This is a genomic window from Pseudomonas sp. LJDD11 (genome assembly GCF_024584215.1).
Taxonomy (GTDB): domain Bacteria; phylum Pseudomonadota; class Gammaproteobacteria; order Pseudomonadales; family Pseudomonadaceae; genus Aquipseudomonas.
Map to the genome: position 1 here is coordinate 87021 of NZ_JANJFL010000001.1, position 22896 is coordinate 109916.

Here is a 22896-nt window from a genome sequence, read left to right on the forward strand (position 1 = left end):
TGCTCAACTACCGGTCTTAATCGAACAGACCGAAAGTTGCGTAGCTGAACCAGGAGCGTTTTTTCTCGCCCTTGGCTGCTGCCTCTTCGGCCGCCTGCTTGTCGAGCTCGGCCTGATTCTCCGGCAACAGTTCTTTCGGAATGCCGTCTTTGGCTTCCTGATATTGGCGCTGGATGTCCTGGTTGGCACGGGTCTCGCCCGGTGGCAGCGGCGCGCTATTACCGATCAGGCCAAGCGTGGCCTTGGACAGCCATGGACGGTTATCAGCCTCGGCCTGACGCGGGGTGAACTCGCCACCGGCCAGTTGCGGGTGGTCCGGGTAGTTGGCTTTGAGTACTTCCAGGCTGGTGGCTGCCAGGTCGTCCAGGTGCAGGCGCTGGTACGACTCGACCATGACCGCCAGGCCGTCGCCGACTGCCGGGGTTTCCTGGAAGTTTTCCACGACATAGCGGCCACGGTTGGCGGCGGCTACATACGCCTGACGGGTCAGGTAGTAGTCGGCCACGTGGATTTCATAGGAGGCCAGCAGGTTGCGCAGGTAGATCATGCGCTGCTTGGCGTCGGGGGCGTAGCGGCTGTTGGGGTAGCGGCTGGTCAGCTGGGCGAATTCGTTGAACGAGTCGCGCGCAGCGCCAGGGTCACGCTTGGTCTGGTCCAGCGGCAGGAAGCGCGCCAGCAGGCCGACGTCCTGGTCGAAGGAGGTCAGGCCGCGCATATAGTACGCATAGTCGACATTAGGGTGCTGCGGATGCAGGCGAATGAACCGCTCGGCAGCCGATTTTGCCGCTTCCGGCTCACCATTTTTGTAGTTCGCGTAGATCAGTTCGAGCTGGGCCTGGTCGGCATAACGGCCGAACGGGTAACGCGACTCCAGTGCCTTGAGTTTTTCGGTGGCACTGTTGTAGCTGTTATTGCTCAGGTCGTTCTGCGCCTGCTGGTACAGCTCGACTTCGCTCAGGTTCTCGTCGATGACTTCTTTCGACGAGCAGGCCGCGGTCGTTGCGAGGATGGCGATCAGCAGCAGGTGTTTCACTTGCATGGCGGCTTGCGTCCCTATAACGGCCTGCTGTCTTGGGCGGGGCCGTCCTGTTATGATGAGCGCCCCGCTAACATGCGGGACAAAAGACGCCGTATTTAACCACAAGCGCGCAGCCGAAACCAAAGGCTAGCCGCCTTCCAGTCTGGCCATGTCCGAAAATATAGAACTCAGCGCAGAGGTACCGTCAGAATCCGGCGGTCAACGCCTCGATCAGGTCGCCGCCCAATTGTTCGCCGAATACTCGCGTTCACGCCTTGTCACCTGGATCAAGGACGGCCGCCTGACGGTGGATGGTGCCGTCTTGCGTCCGCGCGACATCGTCCACGGCGGCTCCGTTTTGCACCTTACTGCCGAGCAGGAAGCCCAGGGCGAGTGGGTGGCCCAGGATATCGAACTGGATATCGTCTACGAAGACGACCAGATCCTGGTCATCAACAAGCCTGCCGGGCTGGTGGTTCATCCGGCCGCCGGGCACGCCGACGGCACCTTGCTCAACGCCCTGTTGCACCATGTGCCGGACATCGTCAACGTGCCGCGCGCCGGTATTGTCCATCGCCTCGACAAGGACACCACCGGTCTGATGGTGGTGGCCAAGACCCTGCAGGCCCAGACCCAACTGGTCAACCAGTTGCAGAGCCGCACGGTCAGCCGTATCTATGAATGCATCGTGCTGGGTGTGGTGACCGCAGGCGGCAAGATCGACGCCGCCATCGGTCGTCACGGCCAGCAGCGCCAGCGGATGGCGGTGATGGACAACGGCAAGCCTGCGGTCAGCCATTACCGGGTGCTGGAGCGCTTCCGCTCGCACACCCATGTGCGGGTCAAGCTGGAAACCGGCCGTACCCACCAGATCCGCGTGCACATGGCTCACGTCGGCTTCCCGCTGATCGGTGACCCGGTCTACGGCGGTCGTTTCCGTATTCCGCCAGCGGCCAGCGTAACCCTGGTCGAGTCGCTCAAGACTTTCCCGCGCCAGGCGCTGCATGCGCGGTTCCTGGAGCTGGATCACCCGACCACCGGCGTACGCATGCGTTGGGAGTCGCCGTTGCCCGAAGACCTGGTGTGGATGCTGTCGCTGCTCAAGCAGGACCGCGAGGCGTTCATCGGGTGAGCAACGACTGGCTGCTGCCTGACTGGCCCGCGCCCGCCAATGTGCGAGCCTGTGTGACCACACGGGCCGGCGGCGTCAGTCAGGCGCCATTCGACAGCTTCAACCTCGGTGATCATGTGCAAGACGAGCCACAGGCAGTGGCCACCAATCGTCTGCGCCTGACCACAGCGTTGGGCGTCGAGCCCGCCTGGCTGCAACAGGTTCACGGCGTTGCCGTCGCCCATGCTGACCCGTTGCGGGTCGATGAGGCGGACGCCAGCTGGACGGCCACACCCGGTGTGGCCTGTACCATCATGACTGCCGATTGCCTGCCCGCGTTGTTCTGCAACCGTGCCGGCACCCGCGTAGCGGCAGCCCATGCCGGCTGGCGCGGGCTGGCGGCCGGTGTACTGGAAGCCACTGCCGACAGCTTGCAGACGGCACCTGACGAGATTCTGGTCTGGCTGGGCCCGGCCATCGGTCAGCCGTCGTTTGAGGTGGGCGGCGAGGTGCGTGAGGCATTTGTCGCCAGCCATCGGCAAACCGCTGCTGCCTTCATACCCAGCGTCAACGATGGCCGCTTCATGGCCGATATCTATGCCCTGGCGCGTTTGCGTCTGGCGGCTTACGGAATCACCCAGGTGTATGGCGGTGGGCTCGACACCTTTACCGATGAGCGTTTCTTCTCCTACCGCCGTGGCGCCCGCACCGGTCGTTTTGCCTCTCTGGTCTGGCTGTCCCAAGACTGACCCGCATCAATCTGTACTACCTTGAAACCTGCAGAATCGTCCGCATCTAACGGGTAATCCGGCAGGTTTTCTTTACAGGTGTGTCCATTACTCCGGCCTGCTCAGAAGGAAGGTGACTAATGCGTATCGACAGATTGACCAGCAAGCTTCAGTTAGCGTTATCCGATGCCCAGTCGTTGGCGGTCGGTTTCGATCATCCGGCCATCGAGCCTGTGCATCTGCTGCATGCTCTGCTGGAACAGCAAGGCGGCTCGATCAAACCACTGCTGATGCAGGTCGGTTTTGATATCAACAGCCTGCGCAAGGAGTTGGGCAAAGAGCTCGACACCTTGCCGAAAATCCAGAACCCCACCGGCGACGTGAACCTGTCTCAGGATCTGGCGCGCCTGCTCAATCAGGCCGACCGGCTGGCCCAGCAGAAGGGTGATCAGTTCATTTCCAGCGAGCTGGTGCTGCTTGCGGCGCTGGATGAAAACACCAAGATCGGCAAGCTGCTGCTTGGCCAGGGCGTCAGCAAGAAAGCCCTGGAAAACGCAGTGAACAACCTGCGCGGCGGCAACGCGATCAATGACCCCAACGTCGAGGAGTCGCGTCAGGCACTGGACAAGTACACCATCGACCTGACCAAGCGTGCCGAAGAGGGCAAGCTCGACCCGGTGATTGGCCGTGACGACGAGATTCGCCGGACCATCCAGGTGCTGCAACGCCGGACCAAGAACAACCCGGTGCTGATCGGCGAGCCCGGGGTGGGCAAGACCGCGATTGCCGAGGGCCTGGCCCAGCGCATCATCAACGGTGAAGTGCCCGATGGCCTGAAGAGCAAGCGGCTGTTGTCGCTGGACATGGGCGCGTTGATTGCCGGTGCCAAGTTCCGTGGCGAGTTCGAGGAACGCCTCAAGTCGTTGCTCAACGAGCTGGCCAAGCAGGAAGGCCAGATCATCCTGTTTATCGATGAGCTGCACACCATGGTCGGCGCCGGCAAAGGCGAGGGCGCAATGGACGCTGGCAATATGCTCAAGCCGGCCCTGGCGCGCGGCGAGCTGCATTGCGTGGGTGCCACGACGCTCAATGAGTACCGGCAATATATAGAGAAGGACGCGGCGCTTGAGCGGCGTTTCCAGAAAGTGCTGGTGGACGAGCCGAGTGAAGAAGACACCATCGCCATCCTGCGTGGCTTGAAAGAGCGCTATGAGGTTCACCATAAGGTGGCAATCACCGACGGTGCGATCATCGCTGCCGCCAAGTTGAGCCATCGCTACATCACTGACCGGCAGTTGCCCGACAAAGCCATCGACCTGATCGACGAAGCGGCCAGCCGGATTCGCATGGAAATCGACTCCAAGCCCGAAGTGCTCGACCGGCTGGAACGTCGCCTGATTCAGCTCAAGGTTGAAGCGCAGGCGTTGAAGAAAGAGAACGACGAAGCGACCCTCAAGCGTCTGGAAAAACTGCAGATCGAGATTGAGCGGCTGGAGCGGGAGTATTCCGACCTGGAAGAAGTCTGGACGTCGGAAAAAGCTGAAGTCACAGGCTCTGCGCAAATCCAGCAGAAGATCGAACAGTCGCGCCAGGAGCTGGAAGCGGCGCGGCGCCGTGGTGACCTCAATCGCATGGCTGAATTGCAGTATGGGATCATCCCGGACCTGGAGCGCAGCCTGCAGATGGTCGACCAGCATGGCAAACCCGAGAACCAGTTGCTGCGCAGCCGGGTGACCGAAGAAGAAATTGCCGAAGTGGTGTCCAAGTGGACCGGTATTCCGGTGGCCAAGATGCTCGAAGGCGAACGTGAAAAACTGCTGAAGATGGAAAGCCTGCTGCACGAGCGGGTGATTGGCCAGAACGAAGCCGTGGTGGCGGTCGCCAACGCGGTGCGGCGCTCGCGGGCCGGCTTGTCCGACCCGAACCGCCCCAGCGGCTCGTTCATGTTCCTCGGCCCGACCGGGGTCGGCAAAACCGAGCTGTGCAAGGCGCTGGCCGAGTTCCTGTTCGACACCGATGAGGCCATGGTGCGGATCGATATGTCCGAGTTCATGGAGAAACACTCCGTGGCTCGCCTGATCGGCGCGCCGCCAGGCTACGTCGGTTACGAAGAGGGCGGCTACCTGACCGAGGCCGTGCGGCGCAAACCGTACTCGGTGATCCTGCTTGATGAGGTAGAGAAGGCCCACACCGATGTATTCAACATTCTGTTGCAGGTGCTGGAAGATGGCCGCCTGACCGATAGCCACGGGCGTACCGTGGATTTCCGTAATACGGTGATCGTCATGACCTCCAACCTGGGCTCGGCGCAGATCCAGGAGTTGTCCGGTGACCGCGAGGCGCAGCGTGCAGCGGTGATGGATGCGGTGGGCGCCCATTTCCGGCCCGAGTTCATCAACCGGATCGACGAAGTGGTGATCTTCGAACCGCTGGGTCGTGAGCAGATCGCAGGCATTACCCAGATTCAATTGAGCCGCCTGCTCAGCCGCCTGGCTGAACGCGAGCTGAGCCTGACCCTCAGCCCCGAGGCATTGGACAAGCTGATTGCGGTAGGGTACGACCCGGTGTACGGCGCACGGCCGCTCAAGCGGGCGATTCAGCGCTGGATCGAAAACCCGTTGGCGCAATTGATTCTGTCCGGGCGTTTCGTGCCGGGCGAGGTGATCAATGCCACGCTGGAAGGCGACGAAATCGTTTTTGCCTGATGTCGCTATGGGGTTGTAAAGCAGGGCTTCATTAACGGAGCCCTGCTTTTTTGGCGGCAAACCAGTGTTTTTTCGAGCCCGAACAACAACTTCGCAAAAAAACTGCAAATCATTGTAGTAAAAGCAATTTAGGGTGTTGACAGGGTCTTTTATTCTTGTAGAATGGCGCGCCTCAGAGACGCGAACGTAGCGCAAAACGCGAAACAATCAAATCAAAGAGGTTGATTCGAAACAAAAACTTGTTTAGAATCAACGCCGTAGCTGAATCTGAATACGATCCGCGATAGCTCAGTTGGTAGAGCAAGTGACTGTTAATCACTGGGTCCCTGGTTCGAGTCCAGGTCGTGGAGCCAGATTCAAATACAAGTTGTACATGTCGGGGTATAGCGCAGTCCGGTAGCGCGCCTGCTTTGGGAGCAGGATGTCAGGAGTTCGAATCCCCTTACCCCGACCATATTTGGGTCGTTAGCTCAGTTGGTAGAGCAGTTGGCTTTTAACCAATTGGTCGTAGGTTCGAATCCTACACGACCCACCATTTTTGACCTTGCTACACTGGGTCAAATCTTAGGGAGATGATGCCAGTTGCATCATCCTCGAAAAACGTCCTAACGGGCGTTTTTCTGTGTCACCTCGGGGTGTAGCGCAGCCCGGTAGCGCGCCTGCTTTGGGAGCAGGATGTCAGGAGTTCGAATCCCCTCACCCCGACCATATTTGAAAAAGGCGTCCTGCAAAGGACGCCTTTTTTATTTCAGGTTAAAAATCTTCGGTCAATTCTGCACCGCTTGTACTGATCCGCCATCGACCCGCAGATTGCTGCCGTTCACAAAGCTGGCCCGGTCCGACACCAGCCAGGCGATGGCTGCAGCCACTTCCTGAGGCTGGCCCCGGCGTTTCTGTACGATGCCTGGCCGTTCCTCTTCCAGAAAACTCTCGACTGCTTCTTCAAACGACACGCCGAGTTCTTCAGCGCGTTTTTCCATCATGCCGTCGGTCATGCCGGTTTCGATAAAGGCCGGCGCTACGGTGTTGCACAGCACGCCGTCTTTGGCTTCCTGGTACGACAGATTCTTCATGAACGCCGCCAGTGCCGCCTTGGCGGTGTTATAGACCGCCTCTTCCCAATAGGGCTGCACGGCGTTCTCGGACGTGATGCAGACAAAACGCCCCCAGTTGCGGCTGCGCATGGCCGGGATGGTGGCGCGGGCGACCCGCACCGCCGAGAAAAAATCGGTTTCCCAGGCTTCCAGGTAATCGTCATCAGACAGCTCCAGCGGATCGCCTTTAGCGCCGGTAACCCCTGCGGTATGGACCACGATATCCACCTGGCCAAACCGGTCGACGGCGTGTTGCACCAGCTGATCGACCTGCTTCTGGTTGGTCATATCGGCGGCCCACAGCAACGGTTCACCTGGCAGGCCGGCACAGGCTTTGTGCAACTCGTCCGTGTCTTTGTCGGTGAGCACCAGATGAACGCCTTCCTCGCTCAACAACCGGGCCGTGGCCAGCCCGATCCCACCGCTGGCGCCGCTGATCAGTGCGACCCGCCCCTTGATAGCCAAATCCATGCAACACCTCACTTGATGAACATACCGGTTATCCGGGCTTCAACAGATGTGACAGATGGCTCAAGGCGTTGATTCAAGAAAATTGCGGCTGGGCTGTTGCCCACCCGGTAGCAGCGGCCGGGCGGCGCTGCTAAGGCTTCCCGGCTAAAGCCGGTCGCCGCCCGGCTGGTCCTACAGTTGTTCCCGGTGGCTAGGGTTGCGAAGGCATCAATGCAGTTTCATTCGTGGCTCGGTGCCTTTGCCGATCCGGCTGCCGAGCATCAGCATCAAGGTGCGGAAGGTGCCATACAGGGCCATCTGGTGCATGCGGTACAGCGAGATGTAGAACATCCGCGCCAGCCAGCCTTCAAGCATGACGCTGCCGGTCAGGTTGCCCATCAGGTTGCCTACTGCCGAGAAGCGCGACAGCGAGATCAGCGAGCCGTAGTCCTTGTAGCTGTACTCCGGCAACGCCTTGCCCTCAATGCGCAGGCGCAGCGATTTGACCAGCAGTGAGGCTTGCTGATGGGCGGCCTGGGCGCGTGGCGGGACGTTGCGATCAGTGCCTTTTTGCGGGCAGGCTGCGCAGTCGCCGAAGGCGAAGATATTTTCGTCGCGGGTGGTCTGCAGGGTCGCCAGCACTTGCAGTTGATTGATGCGGTTGGTTTCCAGGCCGTCGATGTCCTGCAAAAAGCCCGGTGCGCGAATGCCCGCCGCCCAGACCTTGAGCGTTGCCGGAATCACCTGGCCGCTACTGGTCACCAGGCTATCGGCAGTCACTTCACTGACTGCCGAGTTGGTCAGCACGGTAACCCCGAGTTTTTCCAGAGTCTGGTGTACCGGGCCGCCGATACGTTCGGGCAGGGCCGGCAGTACGCGTGGGCCTGCCTCGATCACAGTAATGCGCAGGTTTTCCGGTTTGATCTGGCCCAGGCCGTAGGCAGCCAGTTCATGGGCGGCGTTATGCAGCTCGGCAGCCAGCTCTACCCCCGTGGCGCCAGCGCCGACGATGGCCACGCTAATCTCCTGGGCGCTGTCTGCCTGGCCGGCGTGGGCGCGCAAATAGAGGTTGAGCAATTGCTGGTGAAAGCGCTCGGCCTGCTTGCGGGTGTCGAGGAACAGGCAATGCTCGGCTGCCCCCAGGGTGCCGAAATCATTGGTGGTGCTGCCCACCGCCAACACCAGAGTGTCGTAGTCCAGGCTGCGTGCGGGCACCAGCACCTCACCGTGCTCATCCTGCGTGGCCGCCAGGTGGATTTTGCGGTTGGCGCGGTCCAGGCCGCTCATGCGCCCGAGCTGGAACTGAAAGTGGCTCCACTTGGCCTGAGCCACGTAGTTCAGCTCGTCCTCGTAGGAGTTCAACGAGCCGGCCGCCACTTCATGCAGCAGCGGTTTCCAGATGTGGGTCAGGTTGGCGTCTACCAGGGTCACGCTGGCGGTGCCTTTTTTGCCCAGGGTTTTACCCAGGCGGGTAGCCAGTTCGAGACCGCCGGCGCCGCCGCCGACGATAACAATACGATGAGTCATAGGGATTACTCGGAAGGTTAAGGAAATCGGTGATAACGATCTTCGCGAGCGCAGCGCGGCTCAGAGCGGCGGATCGAATATCCAGAGCAGTCAGGCGGCAAGCCACAGATGGCCGCACGGGAGCTGCCGAAGCCTTGCGAGGCTGGCGCTCTACCGGATACGGAGGCTGTGCTGACACACTGGACAATTGAGACTGCTCGGATAACAAGTGGTTCATGGACGACGCCTCGGCTCGATAGGCCACAGGGCGGATCAGCTCAATGGCTCAACCTGCAGATCGTCGCATAAGCGAATGATTCCGCTTTGTATCACTCGCGCAGTGATTCCGCCATGCCCGCGCACTGCCTGAAAGGTGCCAACGCCCAGATTCTGCTCCAGCCGTGCGCATGGCTGGCACCAGCCGGTGGTTTCCAGAATGGCCTGACCCACCCGAAAGCGACGGCCTTTGAGGCTGAACAGGTTGATGCCGCTGATCACCAGATTGCGGCGCAGGTCCTGGGGCAGGATCGGTCGGTCCGCAGGGCGTCCCAGCAGGGCGCTGATGACGGCCAGATGTTCCCACTGAATCAGCGTCACCTGGCGGGCATTGCGCGGGCCGGGGCGCGCGTGATCGCCGGTCAGGCCAGCCTCTCGACGTGCTTCGACAGCGTCCAGTTCCAGCATGGCACCACGGGCCTGCGGGCGTACCCCGATCCAGCGGACCTGGCCGGTTTGCGGCACCTCGGCCAATAATTGCTGCAATGGGCTGATCACAGGCTGATTCCTACGTCGAAAACCACCGTGCGGCCCAGGTTGGTACGCAGAAAGTCCGGTGCGCCAGGGTGCGCGAACAGCACCCTGGCAAAATTGGGGCCGACCAGCGACAGCGAACGCCAGCCCTGGCGCAGGTATTCGGTGGGCGGCGGAAAGTGGCTATTGAGGTCCAGCGCTTCGCGCTTGAGGCTGGCAAAGGCAATGATGTCCAGCGCGCCCAGGTCCAGACCGCGTTCCTGGTAGTTGCTGGCCTTTTTGAGCAGGGTCGGGGCCAGCCGGCGCAGCAGGGCAGGGGCCGGCACCCGTTTGGGCTTGGTCTCGCGGCGCACCAGCTGGCTGAGCGAGAAAGCACTGCGGCGACGTTGCAGTTCTTCGCGCCATTCATCGTTCAGACGCCGGCCTTCGTCGAGCACGAAAAACACCTCAAAGCGCGCATCCAGAAACAGCACATCCGGCGGTTCCTGTTCGGCCGGCAGAAAGTCTTCGTGGCGATAGGGGATATTCAGGCCTTGCAGCAGGCGCTGGCAGACCCAGCGCTCACGCTCCCATTTGCGTGCGTTGGACAGAAACGCATTGGCTTGTTCGGCCTGGCTGGTCAGCAGGCGCAGGTAATCTGAATCATCCATAGCCGTCGCGTCGCGGTGACTGAAAGTGAATATGCCTGTAGCCTGCCATGCGCCAGACAGGCGCACAATCGCCGTCATCCATTGCCTTGAGGACAACGCCTTGAAAATTCTGCCCATCCTGCTGCTGGCCCTGCTGCCTATGGCCGCTCAGGCCGTCGAAGTTGGCGAGCGTCTGCAACCCTGGACACTGCTTGACCAGTACGATCAGCCCTACACCTTGACCGACCAGGCCCAGACCCTGCTGGTAGCGCGCAGCATGGACGCCGCCAAACTGGTCAATGCGGCGCTGTAGGGCAAGCCCAAGGGCTATCTGGAGGCGCGTAACACGGTGTTTGTCGCTGACATTCAGAAAATGCCGGCCATCATCGCCAAAATGTTCGCCATTCCGAAGATGCGCGACTATTCGTACCGGGTGATGCTGGACCGTGAATCACAGATCGCGCCGCGCTATGCCGGTGACGAGGATAAAGTCCTGTGGCTGCAATTGCGTGACGGCAAGCTGCTCAGCCAGCAGCAGTTCAGTGATGCCCAGGTGCTGCGCAAGGCACTGGAACAGCCCATACATTGATGCCTGTAGGAGCCGCTTTAGCGGCGAAAATTAGCGGCGAAGGCTTCGCCGCTAAAGCTTCGCGGCTGAAGCCGCTCCTACGGGGTGTGCAGCGCGATAGTGTTGTGCCAGAGCCTACAGGCTCCTGACCATCAATGTTCGCGAAACGGCCTTTCCAGGTCGGCAGAGAACAGTTCGTCTTCGGCATCCGGTGCCACCGGGATGGCGTGCTCTTCAGCCGCCCAGGCGCCCAGATCGATCAGCTTGCAGCGCTCCGAACAAAATGGCCGGGTCGGGCTGGCGGCGCTCCATTCAACGGGGGCGCCGCAGGTGGGGCACTGTACGGTCATGGGTTGGCTCATCAGTGGCCTCCTGTCAGGGTCAGATAAAAGTGATGCAGGCGCTCGACCTCGCTTTTCAGCCAGGCCGGGTCGCGGTCGTTGACCAGTACATCGTCAGCGTGGCGCAAGCGCTCCTCGCGCTGGGCCTGAACCTTGACAATGGCCTGCACCTGTTCGGCGCTGCTGGCATCACGCTGCATGGTGCGGGCGATCTGCAGCTCGACGGGCGCATCGATCACCAGCACGCGCTGGGTGGTCTGGTATTGCCCGGACTCGATCAGCAGCGGCGACACCAGAATGGCGTAGGGCGATTCGGCGCGGCTCAGGTAGCTGGCGATCTCTTCGCGCACCAACGGGTGCAGCAATGCTTCGAGCCAACGGCGTTGTTCGGGGTCGCTGAATATCAAACGGCGCAATGCAGTACGGTCCAGCTCGCCACTGGCTTGCAGCACCTGCGGGCCGAAGTGTTCGACGATTTTTGCCAGCGCCGGGCGGCCGGGTTCGACCACCCAGCGGGCGGCGTGGTCAGCGTCGACGGTATGGATACCCAGGTCGATAAAGCACTGCGCCGCAGCGCTCTTGCCGCTGCCGATACCGCCGGTCAGGCCGAGAATCCAGGGGGTGTTAACGGGTTGGGTCATTTAAAACCGGCAAATTGCAGATAGGAGTCGGTTATTTGACCACCCCATAGCAAAGCGATCCACCCCGCGATGGCCAGATAAGGACCAAAAGGCATTGGCGTGCCCGCCTGATGGCGGCGCAGACGCAGCAAAATCATGCCCAGCAGCGCGCCGACCAGTGACGACAGCAAAATGGTCAGCGGCAGGATCTGCCAGCCGCCCCAGGCGCCGAGCATGGCCAATAGCTTGAAGTCGCCATAACCCATGCCTTCCTTGCCGGTCAGCAGCTTGAACAGCCAGAACACCGTCCACAACGACAGGTAACCGGCCACCGCCCCCCACAGCGCATCGCCGAGGGTCGTGAACAGGCCGAAGCTGTTGACGATCAGGCCCAGCCACAACAGCGGCAGCACCAGGCTGTCGGGGAGCAACTGGTGATCGGCATCGATCAGGCTCATGGCCAACAGACCCCAGCCCAGCACCAGCATTGCTGCGCATTGCCAGCCGAAGCCGAAGTGCCAGGCGACGCCGGCCGATAATACCCCGCACGCCAGCTCGACCAACGGGTAGCGTTTACTGATCGGCGCCCGGCAACTGGAACAGCGGCCCTTGAGCAGCAACCAACTGATGACCGGCACGTTTTCCCAGGGGCGGATACGGTGTTCACAATGCGGGCAAGCGGAATGCGGCAGGATCAGGTTGTAGCGCGCCGGGGCCGGTTCTGCGGGCAGCTCAAGCACTTCACGGGCCTGAGTCTGCCAGTCGCGCAGCATCATCTTCGGCAGGCGGTGGATCACCACATTCAGGAAGCTGCCGACCAGCAGGCCGAGCAGCAGGGTGCAAACGATAAAGGCCGCCGGGGAGGCGGCCAGAAATTCGGCCAGTGACATGTCAGACCGCCGCCCCCAGTTTGAAGATCGGCAGGTACATGGCGATCACCAGGCCGCCGACAATCACCCCCAGTACCGCCATGATCATCGGCTCCATCAGGGTGGTGAGGTTATTGACCATATTGTCCACTTCGTCTTCGTAGTAGGTCGCGACCTTGTCGAGCATGCTGTCCAGTGCGCCGGATTCTTCGCCGATGGCGGTCATCTGGATCGCCAGGCTGGGAAATACATTGGTCGAGCGCATCGAGAAGTTCAGTTGCATACCGGTCGCCACGTCCTGCTTGACCTTGTATACCGCATTCTTGAACACCACGTTGCCGGTCGCACCGGCCACCGAGTCCAGCGCTTCGACCAGCGGCACGCCGGCGGCAAAGGTCGTGGCCAGAGTACGGGCATAGCGCGCCACGGAGGACTTGTAGATCAGCGGGCCTACCAGCGGTAGCTTGAGCAGAAAACGGTCAACCGTATCGCGGAATTTCTGCGAGTTGTTGTAGCTGCGCAGGAACAGAAAAATCCCGCCGATCAGCCCGCCGAGGATGATGTACCACCATTGTTCAAATACTTCGGAAAGGCCAATCACCATCAGGGTAAAGGCCGGTAGCTCGGCACCGAAGCCTTCGAACACCGACTTGAATTGCGGCACGACCTTGATCAACAGAATCGACGAGACGATGGCCGCCACTATCATCACCGCTGCCGGATAGGTCATGGCTTTCTTGATCTTGGCCTTGAGCGCTTCGGTTTTTTCCTTGTAGGTGGCGACCCGGTCCAGCAACGCTTCAAGGGCACCGGCCTGTTCGCCGGCGTCCACCAGGTTGCAATACAGCTCGTCGAAATACTGCGGCTTCTGGCGCAGTGCGGCGGCAAAGCTGTTACCGGCTGCCACGTCCTGCTTCAGCGACTCGACCAGCACGCGCATGGCCGGTTTTTCCGAGCCTTCGGCAATGATGTCGAACGACTGCAGCAGCGGCACGCCGGCTTTCATCATGGTCGCCATCTGCCGTGAGAAGAAGGCGATATCCAGCGGTTTGATCTTTTTGCCCCGGCTGCCAAAGATCGAGGTGGATTTTTTGCGCACCTTGGTCGGGTTGATGCCCTGCTTGCGCAGTTGGGCCTTGATCAGTGCCGGGTTGTGACCGTCCATCTCGCCACGCACCTTGGCGCCTTTGCGGTCCAGGCCTTCCCAATTGAAGGTACTGAGTTTGACTGCCTTCTTGGCCATGCTTAGTCCTTGGTCACCCGGTTGACTTCTTCCAGGCTGGTAACGCCCTGCATCACTTTCACCAGACCAGAGGTGCGCAGGTCATTGAAGCCGTCCTTGCGCATCTGCGCAGCGATTTGCAGGGCGTTGCCTTCTTCCATGATGATCCGTTCCAGTTCCGGGGTTTTCTTCACCACCTCATAGATCCCCACCCGGCCCTTATAGCCGCCATTGCACTGCTCGCAACCGACCGGCGCGTACAGGGTAAAGGTGCCGATCTGCGCCTCGCTGAAGCCTTCTTTAAGCAGGGTGTCGTGCGGCACTTCGATCTCTTTGCGGCAATGCTTGCACAGCTTGCGGGCCAGCCGCTGGGCAATGATCAGGTTGATCGCGGTGGCAATGTTGAACGAAGCCACGCCCATATGGTGCAGGCGCGTAAGGGTTTCTGCCGCGCTGTTGGTGTGCAGGGTCGAGAGCACCATATGGCCGGTCTGCGAGGCCTTGATGGCAATCTCGGCGGTTTCCAGGTCGCGGATCTCGCCGACCATGATCACGTCCGGGTCCTGACGCAAAAACGCTCGCAGGGCCTGGGCGAAGTCCATGCCCTGGCGCGGGTTGACGTTGACCTGGTTGATGCCTTCGAGGTTGATCTCCACCGGGTCTTCGGCGGTGGAAATATTGATGCCCACGGTATTGAGAATATTCAGGCCGGTGTACAGCGACACGGTCTTGCCCGAGCCGGTCGGGCCGGTGACCAGAATCATGCCTTGCGGTTGCTTGAGCGCTTCCAGGTACAGGGCTTTCTGATCCGGTTCGTAGCCCAGGGCGTCGATACCCATCTTCGCACTGGCAGAGTCGAGAATCCGCATCACGATCTTCTCGCCCCACAGGGTGGGCAGGGTGTTCATCCGGAAATCGATGGCCTTGTTATTGGAAATGCGCAACTTGACCCGCCCGTCCTGCGGCTTGCGCCGCTCGGAAATATCCAGGCTGGCCATCACCTTCAGGCGTGCGGCAATCCGCCCGGCCAACTGAATCGGCGGTTTGGCGGCTTCATGCAGGATGCCATCGGTGCGAAAGCGTACCCGGTAGCTCTTTTCATAGGGCTCGAAGTGCAGGTCCGAAGAGCCCAGGCGAATGGCATCGAGCAGCATCTTGTTGACGAAGCGCACCACCGGCGCGTCGTCGGCATCGCTTTGGGCGCTGAGCGATGTTTCTTTGAGATTATCGGTAGGCTCCAGATCGACGTTTAGATCAATGTCGCCAATTTCTGCAAGGCCCCCACCGGTATCGAACAGGCGCTCGATGGCATCGCTGAGCTTGTCGTCTTCAACCAGAATGGCTTCGGTGTTCAGGCCGGTGCTGAACTGGATATCGGTGACGGCCTGATGGTTGGTCGGGTCCGACACGCCAATGAACAGCTTGTTGCCGCGCCGCCAGAGCGGCAGGGCATGGTGCTGACGCACCAGCTTTTCGCTGACCAGGCCCTTGGGCTGGCCGTCCTTGTCGAGGCTGTGCAGGTCCATGAATGGCACACCGAATTGCTCGGAAGCCATCTCGGCCAGTGTCAGGCTTTTCACCAGCTTGTGCTGGACCAGATAGGTAATCAGCGAAACCTTGTCGCGGCGCGCCTGCTGGGAGGCCTGCTGGGCGGCTTTTTCGGTTAACAGCTCGGAAGCGACCAGTTGCTTGGCCAGACCGCTGAGGACAACATCAGACATAACACCACCAGACACAGACAGTGTGACGGTTATATCGCAGTCAGACGATGCTGCCAAATGAGGATGTGCCGAGTGACAAAAAATGTCAGTTTGTGCGGATTGTTGGAGGCTTTGCTGCGCTCAGCTGGCGTTTTTGCGCCGAAATTGTGATCGCTGTCACTTTGGCATGCGCTGTGCTTTGACCCAGTCAGGCACCTTTTCCTTGACGCCTGGAGATGCGCAGATGAATGCACAAAAAGGTTTTACCCTGATCGAGCTGATGATCGTTGTGGCGATTGTCGGCATTCTGGCTGCGGTAGCCATTCCGTCTTATCAGAACTACACCCGTAAGGCGGCTTATACCGAGGTACTGGCTGCGATGGCCTCGGTTAAAACTGGAGTGGGCATTTGTTTGACCCAGACAGGTGTTCTTGCAAACTGTGATACCGCCGCTGAAGCGGGAGTCGTTCTCCCTGTTAACGCCGGTGCAGTGAACTCGGTTGTCATCAACGCGAACACGGCTGCAATTTTCGCTACGCCAAACGCTGTGAGGGGGCTCACTGCAGCAGACACCTGTACATTGACTCCTACAATTGTGCAGGGTGGCAATGGCGTTGTAACTTGGGAATACTCCGGTCAATGTGTAACCTTGGGCTACGCGCGAAATAACCAATAAGGATAAAAGCTTTTATCCTGTTACACAGAGTCCGCCTCGGGGCGGACTCTTCTATGAATCACCCTCCTTTCGCAATCAGCAAACCCAACGTCTCATTCAGACAATTACCCCCCGCCCCACCCCCGTACCCTGCGGTGTCTTTCTCAACCACCCAGGCGTCCTCCGATGAGCCAGAAACCGATCACCGTCCTGCGCGACACCACTCCCTTGCCCGTTGTCGATGCCTGCAAATGGGAGCGCATCGAAGGTGAGCCGCACACCGTCAACCTCAATGCCTACACCTCCGAGGACGGCTCGAAGATCATGGGCACCTGGATCTGCACGCCGGGCAAGTGGCGCGTGGAGTATGTGAAGTGGGAATACTGCGACTTCCAGGAAGGCTATTGCATCATCACCCCCGATGGCCAGGAGCCGATTCATCTGAAGGCCGGTGACAAGTTCATCGTTGAAGTCGGCATGAAGGGCACTTGGGAAGTGGTTGAAACCGTGCGCAAGTATTTCGTGTTCGCCTGATTCTGCTTTATCGCTTTAACCTCCTCTTTTGATGGTCGCAGCCTGTGCCGCGGCCATTTTTTTCGCCTGCCGTTTGATCAAAAAACGTCCCTGACGGCGTGCCTGCGACCGCCCGGCGCAGCGCTGTCGTGGTTGCGACACCCATGTCGTGATTGGCTTTGGTCGGGGCGCAATCGGGTAATAGACCCCATGCAGCCCAAGGGTAAGGTGGCGGGGCATTTTCATTGGCGTGCGTTGTAGTTACTCCCGATGTGCCTCAGCGTGTAAGGTGCGCCGTTTCCAGGGTAGCCAGCCTGTACCCGTCGACACAAAAAAGAGAAGAACAAGCACCATGATCAGCCCCGACTCCAGTGGTCAACTGGCGCAAGGTTTCAAGCCGCGTCATGTCACGATGTTATCGATTGCCGGCATTATTGGCGCCGGCCTGTTCGTAGGCTCCGGCCACGCCATCGCCGCCGCCGGCCCGGCCACCATCCTCTCCTACCTGTGTTCCGGTTTGCTGGTCGTGCTGGTGATGCGCATGCTCGGCGAAATGGCTGTGGCCAACCCGGACACCGGTTCGTTTTCCACCTACGCCGACCAGGCCATCGGGCCATGGGCCGGTTTCACCATCGGCTGGCTGTACTGGTGGTTCTGGGTGCTGGTCATCCCCATCGAAGCGCTGGCCGCCGGCCATGTGCTGCATCAGTGGTTCCCGCAGGTCGATGCCTGGTTGTTCGCCTTGCTGTCGATCGTGCTGCTGGCCGCGACCAACCTGTTCAGCGTGGCCAAGTACGGCGAGTTCGAGTTCTGGTTCGCGCTGTTCAAGGTTGCCGCAATCATCGGTTTCATCAGCCTCGGTTTTGCGGTGTTGTTCGGTTGGGTGCCGGGCCGCGAGGCCAGCGGCCTGACCACCCTGATGGCCAATCATGGCGGCTTTGCCCCCAACGGCTGGTCGGCAGTGGTCGGGGCCTTCATCACGGTGATGTTCAGCTTTATCGGTACTGAAGCGGTGACCATCGCTGCTGCTGAGTCCGCCAGCCCCGCACGCAACATCGCCAGGGCCACCCGCTCGGTGATCTGGCGCATTGGCGTGTTCTACATCCTGTCGGTGTTCGTGATCATTTCCGTGGTGCCATGGAACGACCCGCAACTGACTGTGGTGGGCTCTTACCAGCGGGCGCTGGAGATCATGGACATCCCGTTCGCCAAGTTCATGGTCGATGTGGTGGTGCTGGTCGCGGTGGGTAGCTGCATGAACTCGTCGATCTATATCTCCTCGCGCATGCTCTACTCGTTGGGCAAGCGCGGCGAAGCACCGGCTGCAGTACGCAAGACATCAAAGGTCGGTGTGCCGCGCATGGCGGTGTACGCCAGTGTCGTGCTCGGTGCCATTATCACCGTCGTCAGTTACTTCGCGCCGTCCGGGCTGTTTGAATTCCTGCTGGCCAGCTCCGGCGCCATCGCGTTGCTGGTGTACCTGGTGATCGCTATCTCGCAACTGCGCATGCGCCGCAAGCTGACCCGTCAGAAAGTCGAAATTGCCCTGCCGATGTGGCTGTTTCCGTGGCTGACCTATGCGGTGATCCTGTTTATCTCGGCCGCGCTGGTGGTGATGATGATCACCCCGGATCACCGCGCGGAAATCACCTCGACCATCTGCCTGGCATTGGCCATCTCGCTGATCGGCATCTTCGTTGCCGGTAAGCACGACGCTGCCGGGCAGGGTGTTGAGGCTCAGGAAAAAGCTTAAAGCAGCATCCCGCCCCAGGCTGACCCCAACAACAGCAAAGCCATGCCGCGATTGAAGCGCTGCATGGCTTGCGCGGTTGTCAGCAGACCAGCCGCCCCGCGCCCCAGCAACGCCCAGACCAGCAGGCAGGGAGTGGCGATCACAAAGAAGATCGCGGCATACAGCCCGTAATCGACTGCGCTTGCCTGTGCGCCGGTAAACACGCTGACCACCGCCAGGGCCATCAGCCAGGTTTTGGGGTTGATCAGTTGCAGGCCGGCGCCGGCCCAGGCGCCCATGGCTTTGCTCCGGCTGTCGGCTGTCAGCACGCTGGCGGGCGCACGCCACAGTTGCCAGGCCAGCAGGCTGATCCAGGCCACGCCCAGCCAGCCCATCAGCTGTTGCAACCAAGGCAGGCGCTGGAGAAACTCGCCCAGGCCCAGCCCGGTGAGTAACACAATCAGCGCCGCACCGGCACTGGCGCCCAACGCGATGCGCAGGGCGACGGCCAGGCCATGCAGGGCGCTGTTGCTCAGCACCAGAATATTGGTCGGGCCGGGTGTGATCGAGGCAACGAAGGCGAACACGATGAAGGGCAGATAGTGGGTCATGGGTAGCTCCTTGGAGCTGCCGATTGTCCGTACCTGTCGCTCAGCGGTCTGGAAGGTTTGTGCAGTGCTTGCGGTAGGCGGCCGGGCTCAGGCCGTAAGCGCGGCGGAACCAGCGGCCCAGATGGCTCTGGTCGGCAAAGCCCAGCGCGGCGGCGACATCGGCAGGCGTCGAACCCTGATGCAGTAGCCTGCGTGCCAGGCTCAGGCGCAGTTGCACCAGATAAGCATGCGGCGCCAGCCCATAAGCCGCCTTGAACGCCCGTGACAGGCGAAAGCGGTCGACGCCGCTGGCCCGCGCCAGCTCATCCAGGCCGATATCCTGCTCTACGTGGGCGTGCAGGTATTCGCGTGCGCGGATAGCCACCTGCGGCAGCCGCGCGCTGCCCGGTTCGGCCTGACGCCAGTGCAGGGTGGCGCTCAGGGTTTCCAGCAAAGCATCCAGCGCCGCGTGGCGAACAATCCGCAGATCCTGGTGATGCAGCGCGACAAAGGCCTGGGCGATGCGCTGTACCAGCGCCGGCTCGTGGGCCAGGGTCTGACGAAAGCCGGGCAGGCTGTTGGCCGGGGCGTCGCCGAACAATGCCTGCATCTGGGTTTCAAGCCAACGCGGTTGCAGGTACAGGGTCGAGTAGGTGAAGCCACCGCTCAGCGGCGCATTGCCGTCATGAACTTCACCGGGCTCCAGCAAAAATGCCTGGCCCGGCGTACTGCTGTGCAACTGGCGCCGGCAGTTGAATTGCTGCACACCCTGCTCGGTAATGCCCACCAGATAACAGTCGTGCCAGTGCGGGTCGTAGGCATGGCCGGTAAAGTGCGCACGAATGGTCTCGATCCCGGTTTCGGCATCCAGTTTGAGGGTGATCCAGCTAGTGGTCGGCATGATCGGTCAAGGGTGCCCGCAGGTTCATTCGCGCCGCCATTATCGTCCTTCCGGGCCGCTGGCTATCTAGAAAATTTGTGCAGCGCGATCAGGTTATTGCACCCCCATGCGCCGCCTCGCCCGGTGCACCGAGCCGTTGCGCACTGCCCAGCGCAATACCGGCGCCACGCTGCGCACGGCGGTGCGGATCAGGGCGCGCTTGGGCGCGCTCTGCTGGCGGCTGAGCATGGTGCTGGCCCAGTTGGGCAACAGCTCGATACCGGCCTGCATCATCAGCGCGCCGAACGGTTTGACCAGCCGGTTGGGCGCCGGCTCCGCCAGCAGCAGGCGGATCACTTCATGACTGCGCTGGTCGCAGACCAGTTCGCTGCGGATATTGTCCAGATACTCGGCAATCGCCTGGCGTGAGCGCGGGACGTTGCGGGCACCCAGTTGCTCTGCGACCAGGGCGGTTTCGGCAAAATAGGCGTCCTGCTCGGCTGGCGACAGCTGCGGGTTGAGGTAACGCAGGTGCGCGGCCATGAAGCAACTGACCTCCGCGACATGCACCCAGGTCAGCAAGGCCGGATCGCTGGCCGCATAAATCCGGCCGTCCGGTGCAGTGCCGGTGATCTGCAGGTGAATACGCCGTACCTTGTCGATCAGCCACTGGGCATCCTGCGTCGAGCCATAGGTGGTCCCTGAGATGAACTGCCCGGTGCGGCGCAGGCGACCGAGCATGTCCTGACGAAAGCTCGAATGATCCCAGACCCCGGACAATGCCAGTGGATGCAGGGTCTGCAGCATCAGCGCGCTGATACCGCCGATCAGCATACTGGTGAAATCCCCATTGACCCGCCAGCACACCGCCTGCGGGCCGAACAGGCCAGGGTCACCCTTGGGATTTTCCAGGTCGAGCTGACCGAGCGCCAGGCCGGTCAGGCTCAGAACCTGCGTTTCGATACGACGGCGAATGAATTCCATATAACGCCTAAGGCTGATCCACGGGCCGGAGCATAACCCCGAGCGAACTTGCTCGCGAATAATGAAGGCTAAGCGCCTTGATGCTCAAGCGCCGGGTCGCATTTAACGGATAAACCCCCTCAACGGTTCATCCGCTTGTCGATCAGCTCATCCACCACCGCCGGATCGGCCAGGGTCGAGGTATCCCCCAGGCTGTCGAGCTCGTTACAGGCAATCTTGCGCAGGATCCGCCGCATGATCTTGCCCGAACGGGTCTTGGGCAACGCCGGCGTCCACTGGATCAGCTCAGGCTTGGCAAAGCTGCCGATCTCGCCACTGACCCGCGTCAGCAACTCCTGCTTCAGCGTATCAGAGGGTTCCACGCCCTTGACCGGGGTCACAAAGGCATAGATCGCCATGCCTTTGACCTCATGCGGGTAACCGACCACGGCCGCCTCGGCAATGCTGTCATGCAGCACAATCGCGCTCTCGACCTCCGCCGTGCCGATCCGGTGCCCGGACACATTGATCACATCATCGACCCGCCCGGTAATCCAGTAATCACCGTCCTCGTCGCGGCGCGCACCATCACCTGTGAAGTAATAGCCGGGGTAAGGCTTGAAATAGGTGTCGAGCATCCGCTGCGGGTCACCGTACACACTGCGGATCTGCCCTGGCCAACTGGCCTTGATCGCCAGCAAGCCACTGCCCGCGCCTTCGATTGGCTGGCCTTTGTCATCGAGTAACACTGGCTGCACGCCAAACAACGGCCGACTGGCACAACCGGGTTTGATCCGCGCCTCACCCACCAGTGGGCTGAGCATGATGCCGCCGGTCTCGGTCTGCCACCAGGTATCGACGATGGGGCAGCGCGCCTGGCCGACCTGGCGGAAGTACCAGTCCCAGGCTTCGGGGTTGATCGGCTCGCCGACACTGCCCAGCACCCGCAGGCTGCTGCGCGAAGTGCTCTGCAAGGGACCGGAACCCTCGCGCATCAGGGCGCGCAGTGCGGTTGGTGCGGTGTAGAAGATGTTCACCTGATGCTTGTCGATCACTTGCCAGAAGCGCGAGCTGTCCGGGTAGTTAGGCACGCCTTCAAAGATCAGGGTGGTCGCGCCGTTGGCCAATGGGCCGTAGACGATGTAGCTGTGGCCGGTGACCCAGCCGACATCCGCCGTGCACCAGTAGACTTCGCCATCCTGGTAGTCGAACACCAGCTTGTGAGTCAGCGCCGCGTGCAACAGGTAGCCGCCGGTGGTGTGCAACACGCCCTTGGGTTTACCGGTGCTGCCGGAGGTGTAGAGGATAAACAGCGGGTCTTCGGCGTCCATCGCCTCGGGCGGGCAATGGTCATCGACCCCTTTGAGCGCCAGGTGATACCAGATATCCCGGCCTTCGACCCAGTCGATCTCGCCTTGGGTACGCTCTACCACCAGTACGGTAGTGACCGCCGGGCAGCTTTGCAGCGCTTTGTCGACGTTGGCCTTGAGCGGGATGTACTTGCCGCCGCGCACGCCCTCATCGGCGGTGATCACGGTATGGCAGTCGGCATCGAGTATCCGGTCGCGCAGCGCTTCTGGAGAGAAGCCGCCAAACACCACTGAATGCACCGCGCCGATGCGCGTGCAGGCGAGCATGGCGTAGGCGGCTTCGGGGATCATTGGCATGTAGATGCACACCCGGTCGCCTTTTTTCACGCCACGTTGCTTGAGCACGTTGGCCAGCCGTGCCACATGGTGATGAAGCTTCTTGTAAGTGATTTCGGCGGACTCGCCGGGGTTGTCGCCTTCCCAGATTATGGCCGGCTGATCGCCGCGGCTGGCCAGGTGGCGGTCGATGCAGTTGTAGCTGACGTTCAGTTTGCCGCCCTTGAACCACTGCGCCTGGCCGGTGTGCAGGTCGGCCTGACAGACCTGGGTCCAGGGTGCATCCCAGTCGAGAAACGCTTTGGCCTGTTCGGCCCAGAACTGTTCCGGCTGCTCGATAGACTGCCGATACAGGCGCTGATAGTCATCCGGGCTCAGGCGCGCTGCGCGGCGTACGGCATCGGCTTGAGGGAAATCGCTGAGCTGCAACATGCCATGCTCCTTGTTCTTGGGTCTCTACAAGAATAGGAGCGGCAAGGGGGAGGAGGGTTCAATCCCGGTAGGCATAGCGCGGGTGTTACCGATCTGAGCTCGTTCCCACAGAGGGTGTTCTCACAGATCTGAGTTGCTACCTCAGTGGGAACGAGCTCGCTCGTGAAGGGGGCG

Annotated in this window: 20 protein-coding genes, 4 tRNA genes and 1 pseudogene; 11 read left to right on the forward strand and 14 right to left on the reverse strand. The window is 60.9% G+C overall.

All coding sequences use genetic code 11. The features are described from left to right. Window positions 1-16: 16 nt before the first annotated feature. Window positions 17-1039, reverse strand: a complete 1023-nt coding sequence (locus NRB16_RS00365) for an outer membrane protein assembly factor BamD (RefSeq protein WP_045483635.1) — start codon at window positions 1037-1039, stop codon at window positions 17-19. A 148-nt stretch (window positions 1040-1187) separates the two neighbouring features. Here NRB16_RS00365 and rluD point away from each other — a divergent pair, with 148 nt between their 5' ends. The 7 genes from rluD (at window position 1188) to NRB16_RS00400 (ending at window position 6270) form a co-directional block, all read left to right on the forward strand. Next, window positions 1188-2150 carry a 23S rRNA pseudouridine(1911/1915/1917) synthase RluD gene (gene rluD / locus NRB16_RS00370; RefSeq protein WP_045483632.1) on the forward strand — a complete coding sequence of 321 codons (963 nt, stop codon included), beginning with the start codon at window positions 1188-1190 and terminating at the stop codon, window positions 2148-2150. Then, window positions 2147-2878, forward strand: a complete 732-nt coding sequence (pgeF, locus tag NRB16_RS00375; protein ID WP_045483629.1) for a peptidoglycan editing factor PgeF — start codon at window positions 2147-2149, stop codon at window positions 2876-2878. Before rluD ends, pgeF begins: the two co-directional genes overlap by 4 nt. Window positions 2879-2997: 119 nt before the next feature. Beyond that, window positions 2998-5562 (forward strand): ATP-dependent chaperone ClpB, encoded by a 2565-nt coding sequence (gene clpB / locus NRB16_RS00380; protein WP_045483627.1) that lies wholly within the window; start codon window positions 2998-3000, stop codon window positions 5560-5562. 277 nt (window positions 5563-5839) lie between these two features. Continuing rightward, window positions 5840-5915 (forward strand) — tRNA-Asn (locus tag NRB16_RS00385). A gap of 24 nt (window positions 5916-5939) precedes the next feature. Further along, window positions 5940-6016 (forward strand) — tRNA-Pro (locus NRB16_RS00390). Between the two features lie 5 nt (window positions 6017-6021). Further along, window positions 6022-6097: transfer RNA gene (locus NRB16_RS00395), tRNA-Lys, on the forward strand. 96 nt (window positions 6098-6193) lie between these two features. Next, window positions 6194-6270, forward strand: a tRNA-Pro gene (locus NRB16_RS00400). A gap of 59 nt (window positions 6271-6329) precedes the next feature. Here the strand turns inward: NRB16_RS00400 and NRB16_RS00405 are convergent. The 4 genes from NRB16_RS00405 to NRB16_RS00420 form a co-directional block, all read right to left on the reverse strand. Then, on the reverse strand, window positions 6330-7127 hold the full coding sequence (locus NRB16_RS00405) for an SDR family NAD(P)-dependent oxidoreductase (RefSeq protein ID WP_253142352.1): 798 nt from the start codon (window positions 7125-7127) through the stop codon (window positions 6330-6332). A gap of 207 nt (window positions 7128-7334) precedes the next feature. Next, window positions 7335-8633 (reverse strand): NAD(P)/FAD-dependent oxidoreductase, encoded by a 1299-nt coding sequence (locus NRB16_RS00410; protein WP_045483621.1) that lies wholly within the window; start codon window positions 8631-8633, stop codon window positions 7335-7337. Window positions 8634-8885: 252 nt separating this feature from the next. Continuing rightward, on the reverse strand, window positions 8886-9383 hold the full coding sequence (locus tag NRB16_RS00415) for an MOSC domain-containing protein (RefSeq protein WP_253116286.1): 498 nt from the start codon (window positions 9381-9383) through the stop codon (window positions 8886-8888). Continuing rightward, window positions 9383-10012, reverse strand: coding sequence for a DUF1780 domain-containing protein (locus NRB16_RS00420; RefSeq protein WP_257105219.1), 630 nt, complete (start codon window positions 10010-10012; stop codon window positions 9383-9385). Before NRB16_RS00420 ends, NRB16_RS00415 begins: the two co-directional genes overlap by 1 nt. 100 nt (window positions 10013-10112) lie before the next feature. Between NRB16_RS00420 and NRB16_RS00425 the strand changes: the two are divergent. After that, window positions 10113-10580 (forward strand): annotated as a pseudogene (locus NRB16_RS00425) (hypothetical protein). 131 nt (window positions 10581-10711) lie between these two features. Here NRB16_RS00425 and yacG read toward each other — a convergent pair. Genes yacG through pilB form a run of 5 tightly spaced genes read right to left on the reverse strand, consistent with a single transcriptional unit; the run spans window position 10712 to window position 15332 of the window. Next, window positions 10712-10921 (reverse strand): DNA gyrase inhibitor YacG, encoded by a 210-nt coding sequence (yacG, locus tag NRB16_RS00430; RefSeq protein ID WP_045483612.1) that lies wholly within the window; start codon window positions 10919-10921, stop codon window positions 10712-10714. Then, window positions 10921-11541 carry a dephospho-CoA kinase gene (gene coaE / locus NRB16_RS00435; RefSeq protein WP_253116237.1) on the reverse strand — a complete coding sequence of 207 codons (621 nt, stop codon included), beginning with the start codon at window positions 11539-11541 and terminating at the stop codon, window positions 10921-10923. Before coaE ends, yacG begins: the two co-directional genes overlap by 1 nt. Then, window positions 11538-12410 carry an A24 family peptidase gene (locus NRB16_RS00440; protein ID WP_257105220.1) on the reverse strand — a complete coding sequence of 291 codons (873 nt, stop codon included), beginning with the start codon at window positions 12408-12410 and terminating at the stop codon, window positions 11538-11540. Before NRB16_RS00440 ends, coaE begins: the two co-directional genes overlap by 4 nt. Before the next feature lies 1 nt (window position 12411). Further along, window positions 12412-13632 (reverse strand): type II secretion system F family protein, encoded by a 1221-nt coding sequence (locus NRB16_RS00445; protein WP_257105221.1) that lies wholly within the window; start codon window positions 13630-13632, stop codon window positions 12412-12414. A 2-nt stretch (window positions 13633-13634) separates the two neighbouring features. Then, a complete protein-coding gene (gene pilB, locus NRB16_RS00450; protein WP_045483599.1) occupies window positions 13635-15332 on the reverse strand; it encodes a type IV-A pilus assembly ATPase PilB in 1698 nt (565 codons plus the stop codon). Window positions 15333-15555: 223 nt separating this feature from the next. Here pilB and NRB16_RS00455 point away from each other — a divergent pair, with 223 nt between their 5' ends. From NRB16_RS00455 to NRB16_RS00465, 3 genes are all read left to right on the forward strand, one after another. Then, a complete protein-coding gene (locus NRB16_RS00455) occupies window positions 15556-15987 on the forward strand; it encodes a prepilin-type N-terminal cleavage/methylation domain-containing protein (protein ID WP_257105222.1) in 432 nt (143 codons plus the stop codon). Window positions 15988-16152: 165 nt separating this feature from the next. Next, window positions 16153-16500, forward strand: coding sequence for a cupin domain-containing protein (locus NRB16_RS00460; RefSeq protein ID WP_045483578.1), 348 nt, complete (start codon window positions 16153-16155; stop codon window positions 16498-16500). A gap of 331 nt (window positions 16501-16831) precedes the next feature. Continuing rightward, window positions 16832-18232: an amino acid permease gene (locus NRB16_RS00465; protein ID WP_257105223.1), complete on the forward strand. Its 1401-nt coding sequence runs from the start codon at window positions 16832-16834 to the stop codon at window positions 18230-18232. Here the strand turns inward: NRB16_RS00465 and NRB16_RS00470 are convergent. The 4 genes from NRB16_RS00470 to acs all read right to left on the reverse strand — a co-directional run bounded on the left by NRB16_RS00470 (window position 18229) and on the right by acs (window position 22722). Continuing rightward, a complete protein-coding gene (locus tag NRB16_RS00470) occupies window positions 18229-18822 on the reverse strand; it encodes a LysE family translocator (protein WP_257105224.1) in 594 nt (197 codons plus the stop codon). The genes NRB16_RS00465 and NRB16_RS00470 overlap by 4 nt on opposite strands. Before the next feature lie 40 nt (window positions 18823-18862). Next, on the reverse strand, window positions 18863-19702 hold the full coding sequence (locus tag NRB16_RS00475) for an AraC family transcriptional regulator (protein WP_257105225.1): 840 nt from the start codon (window positions 19700-19702) through the stop codon (window positions 18863-18865). A gap of 93 nt (window positions 19703-19795) precedes the next feature. Then, complete coding sequence (locus NRB16_RS00480) at window positions 19796-20665, reverse strand: oxygenase MpaB family protein (RefSeq protein ID WP_045483570.1); 870 nt, start codon at window positions 20663-20665, stop codon at window positions 19796-19798. Window positions 20666-20784: 119 nt separating this feature from the next. After that, window positions 20785-22722: an acetate--CoA ligase gene (acs, locus tag NRB16_RS00485; protein WP_257105226.1), complete on the reverse strand. Its 1938-nt coding sequence runs from the start codon at window positions 22720-22722 to the stop codon at window positions 20785-20787. Between the last annotated feature and the right edge of the window lie 174 nt (window positions 22723-22896).